Below are 19,667 nucleotides of genomic sequence, written 5' to 3' on the forward strand. Positions count from 1 at the left end.
TTATGCTGCACCGGACTGTCATGCGGGACCAGGGGAGGGCGCGGAGTGTTCGGCAAGCTTTTCGGTGGGGGTGGGGAGAGACCGGCGGCGGATCCGTACGCCCTTCCCGTCCCGCGTAGGCAGAAGAACGGGATGTACACGCTGCGCGCGCTCGGGGATCGGCGGGTGCTCGCTCTGGTGGAGGCCGCCGACGCGGGGGAGTGGGACGCGGTCAAGGCCGCGCTGGTCCCCTTCGATCTCGGTCGCGACCATCAGGTCCTCGGTGAGCTGGCCGACTTGGGCGGTGTGCAGGACTGGATCGGCCAGGCTGTCGCGGAGGACAAGGAGCACCGGGCGACGGCCCTGCTGATATCCGGGACGCGCCACATCATCTGGGGCTGGGAAGCGCGTACCGCCGAGCGTGCCGTGAACGTCACGCAGGAGCAGTGGCGGGTCTTCCACGAGCGGCTCGACATCGCCGAGGAGCAGTTGTTCGAGGCCGCCGAGTTGCGGCCGGAGTGGGTCACGCCGTGGCGCCGTCTTCTCACTTCCGGCCGTGGCATGTCGCTGAGCCGGACCGTCAAGGAGACCCGGTTCGAAGCCGCCCTGCGCCGCGAACCGCTGGATCTGGAGACCCACGTCGAGTGGCTGTCGCAGTCGCAGCCCCGTTGGGGCGGCGAACCGGGCGAGGCCCTGGCGTTCGCCCGCGACGCGTTCACCCGCGCCCCGCAGGGACACCGGCTCGGCTGCGTGATCCCCATGGCGCACATCGAGGACTGGGTCGAGTCGGAGGGTGGGGACTGCCTCCAAACTCCCCAGATCCAAGCCGAGTTGCGGGACGCTGCCGACCACAGCATCCTCCACCCCGCCTACGCGCGGCGCCCGGGATGGCAGCACGACTTCAACACGTTCGCCATGGCCCTGTCGCTGGCCGGTGAGCGTCACACGGTCCGGCGCGTCTTCCAGGCGCTCGACGGCGCCTACACCAGTTGGCCCTGGACCCATTTCGCGGAGCCCGAGAAGCAGTTCGCCCGCCGCCACCGCCGCGGCTGAGCGCACGCCGATCCCGAGCCTGAGCGCACGCCGGCCCCCCTCCTGGTCCCGCCCGCGTCCGGTTCTCGCCACCCGTCGCCCCTCGCCCCCTCTCCCTCCGGACTGCCCGATGACTTCGCCCGACACCGCCGCGACACCGCCCGGCGCCGATCGCACCTTCCAGGTGGATCTGCGCGGCCTCGTCGATCTTCTCTCCCACCACCTCTACTCCAGCCCTCGCGTCTACCTGCGCGAACTCCTTCAGAACGCGGTGGACGCGCTGACTGCCCGGCACGGCCTCGAACCGGACGCCCCCACCGATGCCCCCATCGACGCCACCGCCGACGCCCCCGCCATCGCCCATGCCAACACCGCCGTTGGGACATTTGGTATCCGCGTCTACGCCGACGGTTCGGTGGTACGCGTCGAGGACGACGGTGTCGGTCTCACCGAGGCCGACGTACACACCTTCCTCGCCACGATCGGCCGCAGCAGCAAACGCGCCGAAGTGATCGCCGAGCAACGCGCCGACTTCATAGGCCAGTTCGGAATCGGCCTGCTCTCCTGCTTCCTGGTCGCGGACGAGATCCATGTACTGAGCCGCTCCGCCCGCACCCCCGACGCACCCGCCGTGGAGTGGCGGGGACGTGGTGACGGCAGCTACACCGTCCGCGTCCTGCCCGCATCCGCCCGCCCCCGGCCCGGTACCACCGTCACGCTGACGCCGCGCGCCGACACCGGCGAGTGGACCCGGCCTGCGCGGGTGCACTCGCTGGCCCGGCACTTCGGCTCCCTGCTGCGCCACCCGGTGACCTTCGACGACGGCACAGGCGGTACGGGCGGCGCAGGCGGTACGGGCGGTACGGGCGGCGGCACACGCGGCGGTACGGGCGTATCCATCAACCCCGAGCCCGCCCCCTGGTCCCGTACGTACCCCACCCCCGGATCCCGTTCCCGCGCGCTGGCCGCGTACGGCGAGGAGGTCTTCGGGTTCACGCCGTTGGACACCATCGAGCTGGACCTGCCGGCCGTGGGTCTGAAGGGCATCGCGTGTGTGCTGCCCGAGGCGGTGCCGGCCGGGCGCCGCCACGGCCACCGCGTACACATCAAGGGCATGCTGCTGTCCGAGCAGGCCGAGGAGATCCTGCCCGAGTGGGCGTTCTTCGTCCGCTGCGTCATCGACGCCGAGAGCCTGCGCCCGACGGCGTCCCGTGAGTCCCTGTACGAGGACGACACACTCGCCGCCGTTCGCGACGCCCTCGCCGAGCGGCTGCGCGCGTGGATCGCGCGTGCCGCCGCCAGCGATCCGGACCTGCTCGCCCGCTTTCTCCAGGCCCACCATCTGGCCGTGAAGTCGCTCGCGGTGCACGACGACGAGATCCTGCGGATGCTGCTGCCCTGGCTGCCGTTCGAGACCACCGACGGGCACAGCACCCTTGACGAGTTCGCGCGTACCCACCGCACCGTGCTCGTGACGTCGAGCGTGGAGGAGTTCCGGCAGGTCGCGGCGATCGCGTCGGCCGCCGGACTCGGTGTCGTCAACGGCGGCTACACCTACGACCGTGAACTGGTCCACCGGCTGCCCGAGATCAGGCCCGAGGTCAGCGTCGCCGACCTCGACCCGGCGACCCTCACCGCCCACCTCGACCCCGTCGACCGTGAGACGGAACTCGCCGCCATGGCCTACCTCGCCCTGGCCCGCGACGCCCTTGCCGTCTTCGACTGCGATGTCGCGCTGCGCACCTTCCAGCCCGCCTCCGCCCCCGCCCTCCTGGTCGACAGCCGCGAGGCCCGGCACGAGCGCACCCGCTCCCAGCTAGCCCGTGAGCAGGAGGGTGGCCTTTGGGGCGACATCCTCGGCGCGCTGCGCCAGGAGGCCCCGCAGGCCCAACTCATCCTCAACCAGCTCAACCCGCTGGTCCGCGCCGCCGTCGCCATCGCCGAACCCGAACTGGCCCGGACCAGCGCCGAAGCCCTCTACGGGCAGGCCGCGCTGCTGTCCCGGCGCCCGCTAAGGCCCGCCGAGTCGAGCCTCATCAACCGGTCCTTCCTCGACCTTCTCGCCCACGCCCTCCGCAAGGACAGCTGACGATGCCGACCGCACCCCAGAACACCGACGAGCTGTACCGGGCGCTCCAGGAGAACGACCGGCGCCCCTACGGCCGTACCCGCACCGTCACCGCCGAGGAACTGGTGGACGCCGCCGAGCAGTTCGCGGAGCCCGTCCCGCTCGTTCACGCGCTCCTCGAACTCCAGGAGGCGTACACCTACGGCTCCGAACCCCGGAAGTCGCCCGTCGTCTTCGCCCGTCTGCTCACCCTGTTCGACGAGCAGCCCGACGTCTTCGACGAGCGTCGGCGCCACACGCTGTTCTGGCGGTTCAAGTGGGTGGCCAACGCCCTGCGCGCGCTGCCCGAGGTCCCGTTGGCCGGGCTGCGCCAGTGGCAGACGGAGATGCGTGACCGCTACGAGAAGGCCGGCCTGGGCCTCCAGCCCTACTACGGGCAGGCGTACCAGCTCGCCGCCCACATCGGTGAGGACACCACCCTCGCCTACGAGTTGTGGGCGGGCCGACCCCGCACCCCGCTCAGCGACTGCGAGGCGTGCGAGATCTGCGAACTCGCCCTGTACCACCTCGCGGCGGGTGACGACGAGCGGGCGCTGGGTGCCTGGGAGCCGGTCCTGGCCGGGAAGGAGTCCTGCCAGGAGGAGCCGGCCCGCTCCGTCTCGTACGCGCTGCTGCCCCTGCTGCGCACCGGCCGTGTCGACCGGGCCCGTGAACTGCACCTCGCCGGGTACCGCGACTGCCGCCGCAACCCCTCGATGTCCGGGGAGGTCGGCCGGCACCTGGAGTTCTGCGCGCTGACCGGCAACGAGGCACGCGGCCTGGAACTGCTCGCCGAGAACCGGAACCTGTTCGAGGAGGTCGAATCGCCGCTGGACCTGTGCGACTTCCTCACCGGCGTGGAGGTCCTCCTCCAGCGCGTCGAACTCCTCGGCCACGGCGAACTGCCCGCCGCCGGATACGCGGGCCGCGTCTGGACGGTGGCCGGCCTGCGCGCCGAGGTGCGGGGGCGCGCCGACGACCTCGCGGCCCGCTTCGACACGCGCAACGGGACCACGGCCCACACCGACCGCCGCCGGGCCCGCCTCGACCGGGCGCCGCTCCTGGACGCGCTGGAACTCACCCTGCGCACCCGCGGTCTTGACGAGGTGACACCGGCGGTCCCGGTTGCCGCGACCACCGCCGGTAGGACCACCGCCCGTACGACCGCCTCCGTCCCGGAGTCGGAGTCGCTGCCCGAACTCATCCTCCAGGCAAGGGCGTTGGACGACCAGGGACACCCGGGCGCACAGGCGTGCTGGGCGCGGCTGCGCACGCTCGTCGCCGCCCGCGACTACACCCACCCCGACGACCCGGCCGTGGGCCCGCTCGTACGACTGCGCGCGGATCTGCTGGCCGACGAGGCGAGCCGGGCGGGCGAGAAGGACGAGTTCGCCGACGCCGCCGCTCTCCACGAGGAGGCCGCGGGCCTGTACGAGGACGCCGGAGCGCCGGGTCACGCGGCGCTCGCCCACGCCTGCGCCCTGCTCGCCACCGCCGAGATCCCCGCCGAGAACCCCGAGGAGGGCGTCGACGGAGCCGAGGCGAAGGTCGCCGCGCTGAGCGCCGCCCACGCGTCCCTGGTCCGCCTGCACGAGGAGACGCCCGGCCTCGAACCGCACCACGAGGCCCGCCTGTTGCGGCTACGGGCGACCGCGCTCGGCATGCGCCTCCAGAACTCGGGGAACGAGGAGCACGTCGCGCCGGCCTTCGCCGAGGTCGACTTGCTGCACGCGTTCGCCACCCGGCACGACGTCCTCGGGCAGATCTCCGGCGCCCTGCTGCTGCGGGCCAGCACCTACGCCATCTCCGGCGACCTGCCCGCCGCGGTCACCGGGATCGACGGCCTCCTCGACCGGCTGAAGGAGCACGGCCCCGCGTGGCACCTGCCCCGCACGCTCGGACTGCGAGGTCGACTCCAACTCGCCCTCCAGGACGCACAGTCCGCGCACGCGGACCTGGCCGAGGGCCTGCGGCTGGCCGCCGACTGGCCGGCCGACACGGTCGACACCTCCCGCCTCCACGGTGATCTGGCCGAGGCGTGCATGCACCTCGGCCGCCCCGACGAGGCGCTGCGGCACCTGACGCGCTCGGCGGAGCTGGACCTGCGCCGCGGCAGCCGGACGGACGCGTTCTGCGCCTACAGCAACGCGGCTCAACTCTGCCTCGACCTGGGCCGGGTCGAGGACTGCATCGCCCTGCTCGACTCCCTCCTTGCCGAACCGGCCGTCACCACAGGTGAGTTGGACGACCGGCTCGTCGCTCAACTGCGTCTGACCCGCGCCCGCGCGCTGCACACCGGCGATGACCTCAAGGCCGCCACGGCGGAGTTCGTCGCCCTCGCCGCCGAGTCGGCCGCCTGGGACGACGACCCGGGCAGCCACGCCATGATCGCCGCGGAGACGGCCGTACTCCTCGGCGAATCCGGCGAGTTCGACCGGGCCCGCGCCGTCGCGGACCAGGCACTCGCCGCCCACTCCCGGGCCCCGCGCTACGAGCAGCTCAGCAACTGCCTGCGCGAACTCGCCCGCCTCCAGGCCCAGCAGCAGGGCCCCGACGGCCTGACCGACGCCCTCGCCCACCTCGCCACCGCGGGCCGCATCGCCGACGAGGCCCGCGCCGCCGAGTACAAGGCCCGCGACCGCTCCCTGGACACCGCCCTCGCCTACGAACACGGGCGGGTCAACGCCTACGCCGGTGAGTACGAGGCCGCCCTGGCCGCCCTGGACAAGGCCCTCACCCTGCTCGGCGCACCGGGGCCGGAGCAGGACCACGCCGGTGAGTGGGCCGAGTGCGTCCGCCTCGCGGGCGCCGTGGAGGGCCTCTACCTGGAACGCCCCACCCCCGCCCTCACCCGCCTCGACACAGCGATCACCCACCTGACAGCCCTGGGCCACACGGAGGAATCCGAACCACTGACGTCCTTGGCGGCGCGGTTGCGGGACGAGGAATGAGGCGCCGGGTCATTCGTGGGGTCTGCCGAGTGGGCTGGGGGCAGGATCACGGCTCTCGGGTCGGTACGGTCGCGAGCTCCTGTTTCTCGGCATCGGCGAAGAGGAGGGTCGGCTCGGCAAGGATGTCGCGGCCGACCTCGCTCTGGTAGATCGCGTCGACGCTGCCGAACCGGGCCTCGGAGTAGTCGAGTTCGAGGAGGGCCGCCGCCTGTCGGACCGATGCCTCGTCGGGGCCTTCGATCTCCAGGAAGGTGGGGAGGTCGGGCCAGGTGTCGAAGTCGAAGGCGACCTCGCCCAGGCGCCATTCCTCGCGGTAGTTCTCCTGGCAGGGGGAGGGAATCAGCCTTCGGCAGGCCGGAGATGGCGACGCCAGAACGTGGGGAGCCACCAGCAGAGTACGGAGAGGTCGTCGGGCCAAGGGGCGCGGTCCACGGAATCCCAGCTCTCGAAGGAGTCGCGGGAGAGGTCGATGGGCCGCCAGGCCGCATCGACCGGCGTGTCCGCGGCCGGTGGGCGGACGTGGGGCAAGCCCAGCCGGTCGCAGGCGCCGAAGTCCTGATAGTTGCGCTGCGCCTCGATCAGCGAGGTGCGATTGGCTCCGCCTGGCATCGTCGGCCATCGGAACTGCAGCCCGTCGTCCTCCCAGAAGCAGACGGGGCAGATCTCGTACGAGTCGGGCATTTCGTCGAGCACGCGGTGCCCGCAGCACGGGCAGGGGTAAGGGCTACTCAGGCTACTCACCTGCGCAGTGTGAGGGAGGTGTCGCGGGGGCACCACGGAGTTTCTCCGACTCTCGTGATGTCCGGGAGCACCCTGTCGTCATCACCCTGGGCAGGGCGCCGTCGCCCCCGTCGACCGGGCCATGTCCGCAGTCCCGGAAACGTATTCTGAGGGTGCGCCATCAACCGGCGGTCCCGTGTGGGAAGTAGGTCGCCGTCCCCCGTGAGTAGTCGTTTCTCGCAGCGTCGGAGTGGTCGGCCGACGATGCGTGATGTCGCGGAGCGGGCCGGTGTTGCCGTCGTGACCGTGTCGCGTGTCGTCAATGGGGTCGGGGCGGTTCGTGAGGAGACGGTCGGGCGGGTTGTCGCCGCTATCCATGCCATCGGGTATCAGCGCAACGAGATCGCCCGCTCGCTCCGTCCCGGGCAGAACTCCATGACCATCGGGCTGCTGCTCGGCGACCTGACCAACCCGTTCTACGCGTCCCTGGCGAAGGCGGCCGTCGAGGTGGCGAACCGGGCCGGGTACGCGGTGCTCCTCAGTACCGCCGACGAGGACCCGGACGTCGAGCGCCGTGCGGTGGGTGAGTTGATCGGGCGGCGGGTCGCCGGGCTCATCATCGTGCCCGACCAGGGCGACCACGCCTTTCTCGACCAGGTCAACGCCCATGACCAGGTGCCCATCGTGTTCGTGGACCGGCCGGCCACCGGCGCCGAGGCCGATGTCGTCGTGGTCGACAACGAGGGCGGGGGAGCCGCGGCCACCCAGCACCTCATCGACCACGGCCACCACCGGATCGCGATCCTCGTCGCCCCCTCGTACTACACCACGGGCCGCAGACTGCGCGGCTACCGCAAGGCCCTGCGGCGCGGCGGCATTCCCGCCGACGAGGACCTGGTCGTCACCCTGCGGCGCGGCACCACCGACGACGCATCCGCCGCCACCCACGCCCTGCTGACCTCGGCGCGACCGCCGACGGCGATCTTCTCGACCACGGGCTTCCTCACGGAGGGCGTCCTGCGGGCGAGTCGGCGGCTGTCGGTGCCGGTCGCGGTGGTGGGCTTCGACGACTTCAAGCTGGCCGACATGCTCCCGACCCCGGTCACCGTGGTGACCTCCGACACCGAGGAACTGGGCCGCCGAGCCGCCCGTCTGCTCATCGACCGCGTCGGCGGCGAGGCCGCCCCCTTCCGCCGGACCGTGCTTCCGGTACGGCTCATCGCCCGGGGCACCGGGGAGTTGCCGCCCCCTCCGCCCCCTCCGTCGCCTCCACCGAATTCGCCCTAGAGCGGCGGTAGTTGGCGGGGACCCGTGGGCGGAACCGGTGCCGCCCAAGCCATTGACCCGAGCGGAGCGCGGTGGGACCTTCCCGGATGGATACGTTTCCATCCCCCCACGCGGCACCCAGGAGACGGCGACATGACCGGCAGCCAGTCGGGACTCTGCCTCGACGTCACCGGCGGCGACAAGCCCGCAGGCAATGTCAACGGCACCGCACTCGAACTGTGGACCTGCAACGGCGGCGCCAACCAGCAATGGCGCCTGGGCTGACCCCCGCTGATCTCCCGTACCCCCACACCCTGGAGTCGGCATGACACCGAGAGCGGAACGAGTACCGGCACGAATGCCCGCACGAATAAGGAGAACCGGCGCCGGGCTGATCGCTCTGATCGCCTCCCTCGCCCTCCTCCTCCCGGTCACCGGCGGCACCGCGTTCGCCGCCGCCAAGGCGACCGTGTGCAACAAGTACTGCGACGGGCGCGACCCGGCCCTGTCCCCGGGGGACCGGCAGCCGGTGACCGCCGGCATCTACTCCCGTACCCTCGCGCTGCACTTCGACGACGCCGACGCGATGGGCTGGGCCTCGATCTCCAACGGGAGCCCCACCGACGAGGTCTGGCTCGACCGCTCCTTCGACGGCGGACGCACCTGGGCCTCGGGCAGCAAGCTCGGCGACACCAGGATTCCGGCCGGACAGACCGGCTGGCGCACCCTGATGTACAACGTGGACGACTGGGGCGCCCTCGGCGTCGGCGCCCTGCGTGCCTGCGGCAAGGCCGGCGACAGGCCCGAGATCGCGTGCACCGCGTGGGCCCGTACCACCTGGAATGCCTGGAGCCGTTCGACCGCCGCCGCCACCGCCCTGATGCAGTCCTACAACAACGCCACCGGCCTGTTCGCCACCACCGGCTGGTGGAACTCGGCCAACGCCCTGACCGCCCTCATCGACAACATCCGCGTCACCGGAATGGGTAGCTACAGGTACGCCATCTCCACCACCTACGACCGCAACATCTCCGCCCAGGGCGGCAACTTCACCAACGACTACATAGATGACACCGGGTGGTGGGGGCTGGCCTGGATCGGCGCGTACGACCTCACCGGCGACGTCCGCTATCTCAACACCGCCCGCGCCGACGCCGACTACATGGCGCGGTACTGGGACTCCACCTGTGGCGGCGGCGTGTGGTGGAGCACCGCCAAGACCTACAAGAACGCGATTGCCAACTCCCTCTATCTGCAACTGAACGCGGCTCTGCACAACCGCATCGCGGGCGACACGGTGTATCTGGGCCGGGCCAACGCCGAGTGGGCGTGGTTCAAGGGCACCGGTATGATCAACGGTTCCCATCTGGTCAACGACGGCATCAACCTGTCGACCTGTGGCAACAACGGCGACACCACCTGGTCGTACAACCAGGGCGTGCTGCTCGACGGTCTGTCGGAGCTGCACCGGGCGACCGGGGACTCCGCGCTGCTCACCACCGGCCGTCAGATCGCGGACGCGTCCACCACGGTTCCGGCCCTCAACCCGGGCGGCATCCTGCGGGAGCCGTGCGAGGCGAACGGCTGCGGCGCCGACGGCCCGTCCTTCAAGGGCGCGTACATCCGAGGACTGAGCGCCTTCAACGCCCGGCTGTCCGACCGTCCGTACACGGCGTACATCCGACGCCAGGCCGACAGCGCGTACGCGAACAACCGCACCGCGCTGGACGCGTACGGGCTGCGCTGGGCCGGACCGTTCGACTCCACGGATGCCGCGCGGCAGCAGAGCGCCCTCGATCTGATGAACGCGGCGAACTGACCGATCCCTCCCACGGATCGCCGATCGGACCGGGGGTCTGGCCGATCGGCAGACGCGGGTGCCTCGGGGTGCGCCCTAGCGTGGTGGTGACCAGGCCGCCACCACCGCGCTTCGAGGGGAATGCTGATGGGTCAGCGAGGAACGACCGGAGTACACGCCGAGGGTTCGGACTCCGTGGTCGGGGCGACCACGGAGTTCGAGACGGACGTCATAAACCTGCTGGTGGAGACCGTGCGGCGGGCGGTCAGGCGGGAGTTGTCGGTCGTCGGGACGGACACCCTGCTGGGAGAACTCGTCCTGGGGGAATCGGACGCCGGTGAGGCGTTCGCCCCCGGGATGCGGAAGGCCGGTTCGCTCAGCGGTCTGATCGCCGGGCGGGCGGGGCTCGGGTGGGTGAGTGACGACGAGGCGCCGGGTGTGCCGCAGGCCGCTGAGCGGGTCGCTGGGGAAGCCGGTGAGGAAGCCGGTGAGCGGGAGGCCGACGACGCGAAAGAGGTGGCCGACGAGGCAGAGGTCGAGTCCGCCTGGCGTGAGGCGCTGTGGCGCTTCGAAGCCCTGTCGAGCCGATCGGACCGCAAGAGCGGCCGGGCGCTGCCCGGGATGACCGGTGCGCTCCGCGTCTGCCTGCTGCTCGCGCTCGGCACGGCCCGCGCCGAGGGCACGATCGCGGTGCGCTGCCGCCATGTGGCCCGCGCCTTGCTGGAGTTGCCGGATACCAGGGCACGGGAGGCGCTGGTCCTGGAGCGGTTGGACACGGCCGCCGCGGCCCGTGCGCTCGACGCGGTGGACGCGGGCGCCACGGCGGAGACCGAGCGGCCGGAATCCTCCGGTACGGCCGTTCTCCGCCGGGCCGGGACGTTCGGGAAGAGCGGCAACCGCCTGACCCGCGCGCTGGCTTCCTGGATCGCGCAGAGCCAGGCGAACGGTTCACCGGTCGTGTCCGCGGTGTCCGTCGAGGCCGCACGGCAGGCGGTCCGGCGCGGACGGGACGCGGCGGAACCCGTCGACCTCCTGCTCGGGACACTGGCCCTGGACCGGGGCCTGTCCGTCGCCGGACGCTCGCTTCCCGAAAGCCTCACGGACGTCAACGCGGCTCCGGAACTGCTGCGACGGCACGGGGTTCGCCAGGTGTCCCTGGCCGCCTCGGCCTCGAAGCTCCCGCCCGCAGCCGCTCCCGAAGGCGAGGGCGGCGGCGAGGGCGGCGGCGAGGGGGACGGCGACGGTGGGTCGCATGAGTACGGGCCGTTGTCCGCAGCCGCCAACCGGGTCGTGTCGGTCGCGCGGCTGAGCGCCGCCGAGCACGGCTCGCCCACGGTCGGCACGGTCCACCTGCTGGCCGCGCTGCTCGACGAGCGGTCGGGCGCGGTCGGACGTCTGCTGGCCGCCGAGCAGGTGGACGTGGCCGCGCTGCGGGCGGAACTCGACCTACGGTTGGGCGCGTGACCGACATACAGCTGAGGCGCGGGCTCGCCGGTGTGCCACGGTGGCTGCGCCATGAGACGGTCGCGGGCCGGGCCGCGATACGGACCGCGATACGGGCCGCCCCGCGCCGCACCCTCGTCACCGAGGCACTTCTCTCCGCCCTGACGGCGGTCTTCTGTCTGGTCCCGCTGCTTGTGATCGCCCCCGACCGGCCGACCTGGGCCGTCCTGGAGGCGTTGTGGGCGGCACTGCTCGTCCCCGTCCGGCGGGCCCGTCCGGTCGCCGCGGTCCTCGGTGCCGCGCTGCTGCTGGTGGGCGACAACGTCTGGACGCTGGCGGTGGTGCCGCTGATCGTGCTGCCGGCGACCCGTCGTATCGCACCGCCCCGGCGCGCGTGGTGGGTCGTCGGGGTGGCCGGCGCCGTCGCCCTCGCCCTGACCGTCGTACGCTCCGCCCTGGCCCGGTCCGAGGACCTGCCGGTGAACGTGGTCGGCAACGGACTCTCGGTGCTGCTGCTTCTGCTGCTTCCCGCCCTGGCCGGGACCCTGCTCGGGCGGCGGCGCCCCCTGGTCAGCCTGTTGCGGGAACGCAACGCCTATCTGGAACAGGCCCGTACGCTGACCGCCGCCGCGGCCCGCATGGAGGAACGGAACCGTATCGCGGGCGAGATGCACGATCTCCTCGGCCACCGGCTGAGCCTGATCTCGGTGCACGCCGGGGCGCTGGAGCTGGGTGCCGCGCGGCAGGCACCCGCACTCGCCGGACAGGCCGAGCTGCTGCGGACGACCGCCGGTACGGCGATGGGAGAGCTGCGCGAAATCCTCGGTGTCCTGCGGCACGAGGACCTGACGGATCCGGGGGACGGGGCGACCGGGGACGAGAGGGGGACCCGCGCGGACATCAGCGCTCTGGTGACGGAGTCCCGGCGGACGGGCAGCGCCGTCGAGCTGGAATGGTCCGTTCCGGAGACGGCCGATGTGGGGTTCCGTACGCGGCAGGCGATCCACCGGATGGTCCGCGAGGGGCTGACGAACGTGCTGAAACACGCGTCCGGCGCGCCGACCAGGGTGGAGGTCAGGGGCGGCACGGACGGCGGGATCGAGGTGTCCGTCACCAATCAGGCGCCGGGTGCGGGGGGTTCTTCCCAGGGCGGAACGCGCAGCGGGCTGGCGGGCTGCCAGGAACGGATCTCGCTGCTGGGCGGCAGGTTCGAGGCGGGCGCCTTGACGAACGGCGGTTTCCGGGTGGCGGCGTGGTTGCCGCAGCAGGGAACCGGGCCCGTCGCACCCCTCGCACCCCTCGCACCCCCTGCGCCCGTCGCACCCCTCGCGCGCGTCGCGCACCCGTCGCCGACCGCCGCCCCAACTCCGCCGCAGCCAGGTGCACATGCCCCGTTGCCGGACGAGATCCTGACCTGGCCGCGCGTCCTGGGATCGGGCTGCGCGGCGCTGCTCGTGGTCCTGCCGACGGCCGGTTTCGTCGTCCTGCTGCTGACTCTGGCGGCCGTGGGGGGCTTCTGACGCGACCCCTCGGAGAACCATCAGAGGCTCAGAGGCCCCCTTAGGATGAGCCGATGATCCGAGTCCTGATCGCCGACGACGAGGCGCTGATGCGCACGGGCATCCGGCTGATCCTGGAGAACGCCGAGGACATCGAGGTCGTCGCCGAGGCGGGCGACGGCCGGGAGGCCGCAGCGGCCTGCCGCGCCCAGGACATCGATGTGGCGCTGCTCGACATCCAGATGCCGACCAGGGACGGTATCGCCGCCGCCGAGGACATCACCCGACTCTCGCCCCGCACCTGTGTCGTGATGCTGACGGCGTTCGGCGAGGAAGCGAGCGTGACACGCGCGCTGCGGGCGGGGGCGAGCGGTTTCCTCCTCAAGGACACGGGTCCCGCCGACCTGATACGCGCCGTCCAACTCGCCGCGAAGGGCGAACCGGTACTGGCACCCCGTATTACCCGGCAACTCCTGCACCGCCACGTGCAGTCCGGCCGCGACACCGAGGCCGCCCTGCGCAGAACCGAAGACCTGACCCCGGCCGAACGCGATGTCCTACGACTCCTCGGCACCGGCCTGTCCAACGCGGAGATCGCCGGTCAACTGCATCTGAGCGCCGGCACGATCAAGGCCCACATCAGCCGGATCCTCACCCGCACGGGCTGTGCCAACCGTGTACAGGCCGCCGTACTCGCCCACGACGCGGGCCTGCTCACCGACCTCACCGACCACTGAGCCCTGTATGGGGGGAAGCTGGGGTGCGGCGTTCATAGACCGTCACCCGGCGGCCCCGCGTCTGGATGTCCGCGACCACCCTGAAGTGGTCCCTCAGTACGGAGTACTTCGCCAAGTCCCTTGCTTCCGTGACCGGTTTCGCCACCTTGGGTGCGTCGGTGATCAGGAGGATGCGGTGGTGCGTCAGCATGGCGGACCGGAGTCGGGCCGGGGTGGTTTCCCGGCCCTTCAGGGTGCCGGATTCCGAGGGGGTTCTGGTCAGGGCTATGTCCCGTAGGCCGGTGAAGGCCCGGGGGGAGACCGACTTCGTGTCGCGGCGGGCCGACGGGAGGAACAGCACCGCGTCGCCCGGCTGCTTCAGCCGCCGTACGTCCGCCGCTATCGCCAGCACGTCGTCCACCCGGCTGGACGGGGACCGTTTGGCGAGGGACTGGGGCAGCAGTGCCGCCAGCGATACGGCGACCACTACCGGGACCAGCCACCTCGACGCTCTCGGGAACCGTGGCCCGGCCTTCCGTACCGCCGCACCCAGGCCCGTACCGATCAGCAGCGCCAGACCCACCAGGCTGAACACCACGTAACGGTCGATGAACAGGGGCTGTATCAAGGAGAGCCCGATCAGGCCGAGTTGCGGTACGGCCAGGAGCGGGAGCCCAACCGCCGCCGCCGACAGTTGCCCCGCTCTCGGCCGGTCGAGCAGCGCGCCGAGGCCGCCGACCGTCAGCAGGATCGCAGGACCGATCATCATGTGCCAGGTCATCGGCGGTATCCAGGACAGTTGGCGCGCCTGGCTCCGGCTGAACAGGATCAACGGCAGCGCGCCCACCAGCGCGGTCGCCGAGGCCGCCGCCCAGCGGCTCCACGTACCGCGCCCGGCCCGCGTCCACAGCAGGGTCGCCAGGTGCGCGGGAAGCATCAGCAGCGACAGCCAGTTGAGCAGCGCGGACAGCAGGACCGTGGTGCCGTACGCCACCCAGTGCGGTGGTCGGCAGCGGCCTTCGAGCGCCGTCACCAGGAGCAGGGTCGAGACGGCGGCCCCGGCCGCGACGAGCGCGTACGGGCGGCCCTCCTGGAGGTAGAACTGCATGGCCGGAAGCAGCCCGAACGCCATGCCTCCGGCCACACCTGCCCATGGTCCGGCCAGCCGGTCGCCGATGACCGTCACACAGGCCGCCGCCACCGCTCCGGCCAGCACGGAAGGCAGCCGCAAGGTCGTCGTGCCGGGGCCGAAGACCTCGAAGACTCCATGGATCAGCAGGTAGTAGAGCCCGTGCACGGCGTCGACCTGACCCAGCATGTGCCAGATGTCGCCGGCGGACCGCTCGGCCACCTGCCAGGTCGCCGCCTCGTCCCGCCACACGCTGTGCCGCCGGGACAGTCCCCACAGGCCGAGGGCGACGGTCCACACCATGGGAATCAGCCAGAGGGGCGGCCGGCGCCGGAGGACGGTCGGGAGAGCGGCTATGTGGGATGTCATGCAGGTGGCCAGGCCCCCGTGTAGCGGCGTGGATCGACGCCGGATTCATGCCGCCAGGGATGCGTGGGGTGCGTACCTGACGTGCACACGATGCCAAGACGGTACGTCGGCGCCCTACAACTCCGTATCAGGGGTCACCACTACGTCGCGTGCCCGGGGGTCGGCGGGGCCGGGTCGAGTACCGAGCCGATCGCGGTGATGAACTCCTTCCACACCGTGCGCTCGGTGGCCAGACTCCGGCGGCCGGCGTCCGTGAGTTCGTAGCAACGGCGGCGTCGCTCGCCCACCGACTCCCAGGCGCTGGACAGCAGTCCGAGCCGCTCAAGGCGGTTGAGCGCGGGGTAGATGGTGCCCTTGCGCAGCTCCAGGACGCCGTTGCTGCGGTCCTGCACCGCGGTGATGATCGCGTACCCGTGCAGCGGGCCGGATTCCAGTACGGACAGCAGCAGCCCGTCCAGGTGCCCGCGAACCTCACTCGCCTTCATAGCTCGCCCTCCTGGCCCGCGTTCATGGTCAGGCAGCCTACCCAAGCGCCCGAGGTCTGTGCTACCTATAGTTCGACAGCCAATGCATTGCCAGCCAACCCATCGGCATTCATGGGTGATCCATGGGTGCCCATAGGCGATCCATGGGCAATCGCAGGCGACCTACAGGGGGCTCCCGGTGACCAAACTGCTGCTGTCCGTCCATGTGTTGGCGGCGATCCTGGCGATCGGGCCGATCACGGTCGCGGCCTCGATGTTTCCCCGCTATGTGAAGCCGCCGCCGGAGGGCGCGACCGCGATCGGCACGGACGAACGCGACCCGCGCACCGCCGCGTTCCTGCACCGGATCTGCCGGGGATACACGGTCGTCGGCATCGCCGTACCGGCCTTCGGCCTCGCCACCGGCCTCCAGATGGGCGTCCTGACCGACGCCTGGCTCCTGATCTCGGTCGTACTGACCGCGCTCGCCGCGGCCTTGCTGCTGATGGCGATCCTGCCGGGGCAGGAACGGTTGCTCGGGGAACCGGCGGAGGCGGGGAGCGGGGCGGCGACCCGGTCGGCCGCGGTCCGCCTCGCCATGGTCACCGGCATCTTCAACCTGCTGTGGGCAACGGTCGTCGTCCTGATGATCGTCCGCCCCGGCTCCACAACGGGAGTCTGACAGTCTGACGGCCGGGCGGCTCGCGGCGGCGCCCGGGGGGCCTCTGAAACCGAGGTCCCCCGCCCTCACTCCAGGACGACCGGCAACCGGGCACACCGCCGACACGACCGCGCCGACCCCGCCATCAACCCGTGCGACGCGGCGGCCAGTACCCCCGCGAAAGCGATCAGCGGCCCATTCGTCCCCAGCACCGCCGCGATGGCCAGGGCGAGCGTCGCCACGGCCATCGACACACTCGCGACCGTCCCCGCCCACGCGACGGTGAGCGGAAGCCGGTGCGGTGTCGGCAGCCGGCGGGCGAGCGTGCCGGTGGCCGCGAGTGCCGCTCCGGCGAGCAGCGCGGCGACCGTCGCGACCTCGGCGAGGTGGACGGCCAACAGTTGGGCGGTACGCGGGAGTTCCCCATCCTGCCGGTGCCCCGCGTTCTGTACGAGGTACCAGCAGGTGATCAGGAAGGGGAGGGTGAGGGCCACGGCCCGTGCGGTGTGCCGGGCCTGAGCGATCGTCAGTTCCCGTTGCCAGCTCACCACGAGTTCGTCCGTGCTCCCGAACTCCCGTAGCGCCTGATCGGCCGCACGCTCGTACGTCAGCCCCTCACCGGTGTGCTCGGCGACGGCGTCCGTGAGGCCGTCCCGCACCTCGGCCACCATGCGCGCCTTGGTGCGCGCGGGACCGTGCAGGGCGGCGGAGAGGGTGGCTACGTAGTCCTCGACGGGGTCGCTCATAGGGCGAGTCCCGGGGGCGCGACGGGGGTGGGGACGGATCCGATCACGGCCGTGAACTTCATGGGTAGGCAGCCTACATAAGGCGGGTACGTGCGCGAAGGGAAGGGCGGTAAGAGAGGTGCTGAGGAAAGGGTGCTGAGGAAAGGGTGGCAAGGAAAGGTGGTGCGGAAGCAGGGTTACGGCGTCGCTCGTGCCCGGTGGAATCTCTCCAGCCCTTCGGACAGTTCCACGAGTGGGTCCGGGTAGTCGTAGCGGGCCCGTTCCGAGGGTGGCAGGGTCCAGGGGTGGTGGATCGCCGGTGCGCGCAGGCCGGCCAGTTCGGGTAGCCAGCGGCGTACGTAGTCGCCGTGCGGGTCGTGGCGTTTCGCCTGGGTGACCGGGTTGAGGACGCGGTTGGGGCGGGTGTCGGTGCCGGTGCCCGCCATCCACTGCCAGTTGAGCTGGTTGTTGGCCACGTCGCCGTCCACGAGCAGGTCGAGGAAGTGCCGGGCGCCGATCCGCCAGTCCAGGTACAGCGTCTTCGTCAGGAAACTCGCGACCAGCATCCGGGCCCGGCCCGGCAGCCAGCCCTCGTACCGGAGTTGGCGCATCGCGGCGTCCACCACGGGGTATCCGGTGCGCCCGTCGCGCCACGCCTGGGCCTCGCGCTCGTCGTGGCGCCAGTGGTCGTGCCGGGGGCGGTAGTCGGCTCTCGCCGCGTCCGGGCGGGCCGCGAGTACCTGGTGGTGGAAGTCCCGCCAGGCAAGTTGCCGTACGAAGGCTTCGGCGCCCGGTCCGCCGGATTCCCGTGCCCGGTGGACGAGTTCGAGGGGCGACAGGGTGCCGAAGTGCAGGTGCGGGGAGAGCCGTGAGGTGGCGTCGGCGGCGAGTTCGGCGCCCTGGTCGGCGTACCCGGCGAGGGAGCCGCGCAGCCAGGTCGCGCACCGCCCGCGTCCGTACCGCTCGCCGCCCGGCGCGAGCCCCGGCGAGACCTCAGCCACCTCCGCGCGCACCGGCAGCGGCACCGAACCGGCCTCCTCGGCGACGGACGCGGGCACCGGCACGGCCCGGGGAGCCGCCACCACGTCCCGTACGGGTGTGTCCTGCCAGCGCCGGAAGTACGGCGTGAACACCGCGAAGTGGTCGCGGCCGTACGGTACTTGGGCGCCGGGAGGAAGCACCGTGGTCACCGCGTCGTGGACCTGGAGCGCGCAGCCCTGAGCGGTGAGCGCGGCGCGGAGCCGCTCCTCACGGCGGCGCGCGTAAGCGCTGGTCCCGGCGGCCAGGTGCACCCGGCGGGCACCCGTACGGGTGACGACCGAGCAGACTTCGTCCACGACCGGGCCCGCCCGCAGCACCAGTCGCCCGCCACGCTGCCGCAGTCCGGCGTCGAGATCGGCGAGACAGTCGGCGAGGAAGGCACGCCGGTTGGGCACGGCGAACCCGGCCGCGCCGACCCCGTCGTCCAGCACGAACAGCGGCACCACCTGATCGGCACCTTTGAGCGCGGCCCGGAGCACCGGGTTGTCGTGCACCCGCAGATCAGCGGTGAAGAGACAGAGGGAGACGTTCACGTTCATGTTCATGTTCGTGTTCGCGTGCACAGAGCGGACTCCAGGGCTCCCGGACCCGACCGGAGGTCACTCATGGTGAGGGGCGGCATCGGCGAACCGTAGCGCGTCGTGGGGTCCCGGCCGGGTCCCGTTCCCGCGCGTCCCCCGTCCGGCGGACAGGGACCGCCGATCCCAGGATGAGCGGTGTACTGCCTACCGTGCCCGGGGCGCGGCACAGTCGGTGCCGGGAGCCGTACCGGGACTCGCGGCAAAGCGCCGGGGACCCGGTGACGCGGGATAGCGTCGGGCTCTCGTATCGGGACGAAAGGCAAGGAAATGACCAGCAGCGCACCCGGTGGAACCCTCACGCTCGCCGACGATCTCACCCTCAGCCGGATGGGGTACGGAGCCATGCAACTGGCGGGCCCCGGCGTCTTCGGGCCGCCGAAGGACCGTGACGAGGCCGTCGCGGTGCTGCGTACGGCGGTCGACCTCGGCGTCACCCACATCGACACCAGCGACTTCTGCGGTCCCGTCGTCGTGAACGAGATCATCAAGGAGGCCCTGCACCCCTACCCGGCGGACCTCCGCATCGTCACCAAGGTCGGCGGCCTGCGCGACGACGACGGCAACTGGGTGATGTCACGGGAGCCGGAGTCCCTGAAAGCACAGGTCCACGACAACCTGGCACACCTCGGCCTCGACGCCCTCGACGTCGTCAACCTCCGCCTCGGCAGCGTCGAAGGCCCCGCCGACGAACCCGGTTTCGCGGAGAAGTTCGGCACCCTGGTCGAGTTGCAGCGGCAGGGGCTGATCCGCCACCTCGGGCTCAGTACCGTCTCGTCCGAGCAGCTCACCGAGGCACAGGCCATCGCCCCGGTGGTCACCGTGCAGAACCTCTACAACGTCGCCGTCCGCCAGGACGACGCCCTGGTCGACCGGTGCGCCGCCGAGAACATCGCGTACGCCCCGTACTTCCCGCTCGGCGGTTTCTCCCCGTTCCAGTCGGACACCCTGAACGACGTCGCGACCCGCGTCGGCGCATCGCCCCAGCAGGTCGCCCTCGCCTGGCTGCTGCGGCGCTCCCCGAGCATCGTCGTCATCCCCGGCACCTCGTCGGTCGCGCACCTCCGCGAGAACATCGCCGCGGCCGAGCTGGTGCTGCCGGAGGACGCGGTGGCCGAGCTGAACGGCATCGGCAAGTAGCGCCCCCGGAAGGGTCCCGGTGTGGCCTCGCGATGTCAGTGCCCGGTGC

Annotated in this window: 15 protein-coding genes and 2 pseudogenes; 11 read left to right on the top strand and 6 right to left on the bottom strand. The window is 71.6% G+C overall.

Annotation, left to right across the window (positions count from 1 at the left end; all coding sequences use genetic code 11):
• Nucleotides 1-45: 45 nt before the first annotated feature.
• The 3 genes from ACFVT5_RS26005 to ACFVT5_RS26015 all read left to right on the top strand — a co-directional run bounded on the left by ACFVT5_RS26005 (nucleotide 46) and on the right by ACFVT5_RS26015 (nucleotide 6,069).
• On the top strand, nucleotides 46-1,032 hold the full coding sequence (locus ACFVT5_RS26005; RefSeq protein ID WP_389892618.1) for a hypothetical protein: 987 nt from the start codon (nucleotides 46-48) through the stop codon (nucleotides 1,030-1,032).
• Nucleotides 1,033-1,141: 109 nt separating this feature from the next.
• Entirely contained in the window at nucleotides 1,142-3,100 is a 1,959-nt protein-coding gene (locus ACFVT5_RS26010) for an HSP90 family protein (RefSeq protein ID WP_389892621.1), read from the top strand.
• Between the two features lie 2 nt (nucleotides 3,101-3,102).
• Entirely contained in the window at nucleotides 3,103-6,069 is a 2,967-nt protein-coding gene (locus tag ACFVT5_RS26015) for a hypothetical protein (RefSeq protein WP_389892624.1), read from the top strand.
• A 46-nt stretch (nucleotides 6,070-6,115) separates the two neighbouring features.
• On the opposite strand, the pseudogene ACFVT5_RS26020 reads toward ACFVT5_RS26015, so the two are convergent.
• Together ACFVT5_RS26020 and ACFVT5_RS26025 are read right to left on the bottom strand one after the other, a co-directional pair.
• Nucleotides 6,116-6,394 (bottom strand): annotated as a pseudogene (locus ACFVT5_RS26020) (adenylyl cyclase); the annotation flags it as partial.
• A 14-nt stretch (nucleotides 6,395-6,408) separates the two neighbouring features.
• Nucleotides 6,409-6,801, bottom strand: a complete 393-nt coding sequence (locus ACFVT5_RS26025; protein WP_389892984.1) for a CPCC family cysteine-rich protein — start codon at nucleotides 6,799-6,801, stop codon at nucleotides 6,409-6,411.
• Between the two features lie 252 nt (nucleotides 6,802-7,053).
• Between ACFVT5_RS26025 and ACFVT5_RS26030 the strand changes: the two genes are divergently transcribed.
• The 6 genes and pseudogenes from ACFVT5_RS26030 (at nucleotide 7,054) to ACFVT5_RS26055 (ending at nucleotide 13,532) form a co-directional block, all read left to right on the top strand.
• Nucleotides 7,054-8,076: a LacI family DNA-binding transcriptional regulator gene (locus tag ACFVT5_RS26030; RefSeq protein ID WP_389892627.1), complete on the top strand. Its 1,023-nt coding sequence runs from the start codon at nucleotides 7,054-7,056 to the stop codon at nucleotides 8,074-8,076.
• A gap of 123 nt (nucleotides 8,077-8,199) precedes the next feature.
• Nucleotides 8,200-8,340, top strand: a pseudogene (locus tag ACFVT5_RS26035) (RICIN domain-containing protein); the annotation flags it as partial.
• A 73-nt stretch (nucleotides 8,341-8,413) separates the two neighbouring features.
• Nucleotides 8,414-9,874, top strand: a complete 1,461-nt coding sequence (locus ACFVT5_RS26040; RefSeq protein ID WP_389892630.1) for a glycoside hydrolase family 76 protein — start codon at nucleotides 8,414-8,416, stop codon at nucleotides 9,872-9,874.
• A gap of 126 nt (nucleotides 9,875-10,000) precedes the next feature.
• Nucleotides 10,001-11,317 (top strand): Clp protease N-terminal domain-containing protein, encoded by a 1,317-nt coding sequence (locus ACFVT5_RS26045; protein ID WP_389892633.1) that lies wholly within the window; start codon nucleotides 10,001-10,003, stop codon nucleotides 11,315-11,317.
• Entirely contained in the window at nucleotides 11,314-12,816 is a 1,503-nt protein-coding gene (locus tag ACFVT5_RS26050; RefSeq protein WP_389892636.1) for a sensor histidine kinase, read from the top strand. Before ACFVT5_RS26045 ends, ACFVT5_RS26050 begins: the two co-directional genes overlap by 4 nt.
• Before the next feature lie 53 nt (nucleotides 12,817-12,869).
• The gene (locus ACFVT5_RS26055; protein WP_389892639.1) at nucleotides 12,870-13,532 is read left to right on the top strand and encodes a response regulator; all 663 of its coding nucleotides are present in this window, start codon (nucleotides 12,870-12,872) and stop codon (nucleotides 13,530-13,532) included.
• On the opposite strand, the gene ACFVT5_RS26060 is transcribed toward ACFVT5_RS26055, so the two are convergent.
• Entirely contained in the window at nucleotides 13,519-14,943 is a 1,425-nt protein-coding gene (locus tag ACFVT5_RS26060; RefSeq protein WP_389892642.1) for a glycosyltransferase family 39 protein, read from the bottom strand. The genes ACFVT5_RS26055 and ACFVT5_RS26060 overlap by 14 nt on opposite strands.
• Nucleotides 14,944-15,149: 206 nt before the next feature.
• A complete protein-coding gene (locus tag ACFVT5_RS26065) occupies nucleotides 15,150-15,494 on the bottom strand; it encodes a PadR family transcriptional regulator (RefSeq protein ID WP_389892645.1) in 345 nt (114 codons plus the stop codon).
• A gap of 178 nt (nucleotides 15,495-15,672) precedes the next feature.
• Here ACFVT5_RS26065 and ACFVT5_RS26070 point away from each other — a divergent pair, with 178 nt between their 5' ends.
• A complete protein-coding gene (locus ACFVT5_RS26070) occupies nucleotides 15,673-16,155 on the top strand; it encodes a hypothetical protein (RefSeq protein ID WP_389892648.1) in 483 nt (160 codons plus the stop codon).
• Nucleotides 16,156-16,220: 65 nt separating this feature from the next.
• Here ACFVT5_RS26070 and ACFVT5_RS26075 read toward each other — a convergent pair whose 3' ends face one another.
• On the bottom strand, nucleotides 16,221-16,880 hold the full coding sequence (locus ACFVT5_RS26075) for a permease prefix domain 1-containing protein (RefSeq protein ID WP_389892651.1): 660 nt from the start codon (nucleotides 16,878-16,880) through the stop codon (nucleotides 16,221-16,223).
• Between the two features lie 176 nt (nucleotides 16,881-17,056).
• Nucleotides 17,057-18,433: a cryptochrome/photolyase family protein gene (locus ACFVT5_RS26080; protein WP_389892987.1), complete on the bottom strand. Its 1,377-nt coding sequence runs from the start codon at nucleotides 18,431-18,433 to the stop codon at nucleotides 17,057-17,059.
• Nucleotides 18,434-18,748: 315 nt separating this feature from the next.
• On the opposite strand from ACFVT5_RS26080, the gene ACFVT5_RS26085 reads away from it, so the two are divergent.
• Complete coding sequence (locus ACFVT5_RS26085; RefSeq protein ID WP_389892654.1) at nucleotides 18,749-19,618, top strand: oxidoreductase; 870 nt, start codon at nucleotides 18,749-18,751, stop codon at nucleotides 19,616-19,618.
• Nucleotides 19,619-19,667: the final 49 nt, after the last annotated feature.

Source organism: Streptomyces sp. NPDC058001 (assembly GCF_042886315.1).
Lineage (GTDB): Bacteria > Actinomycetota > Actinomycetes > Streptomycetales > Streptomycetaceae > Streptomyces.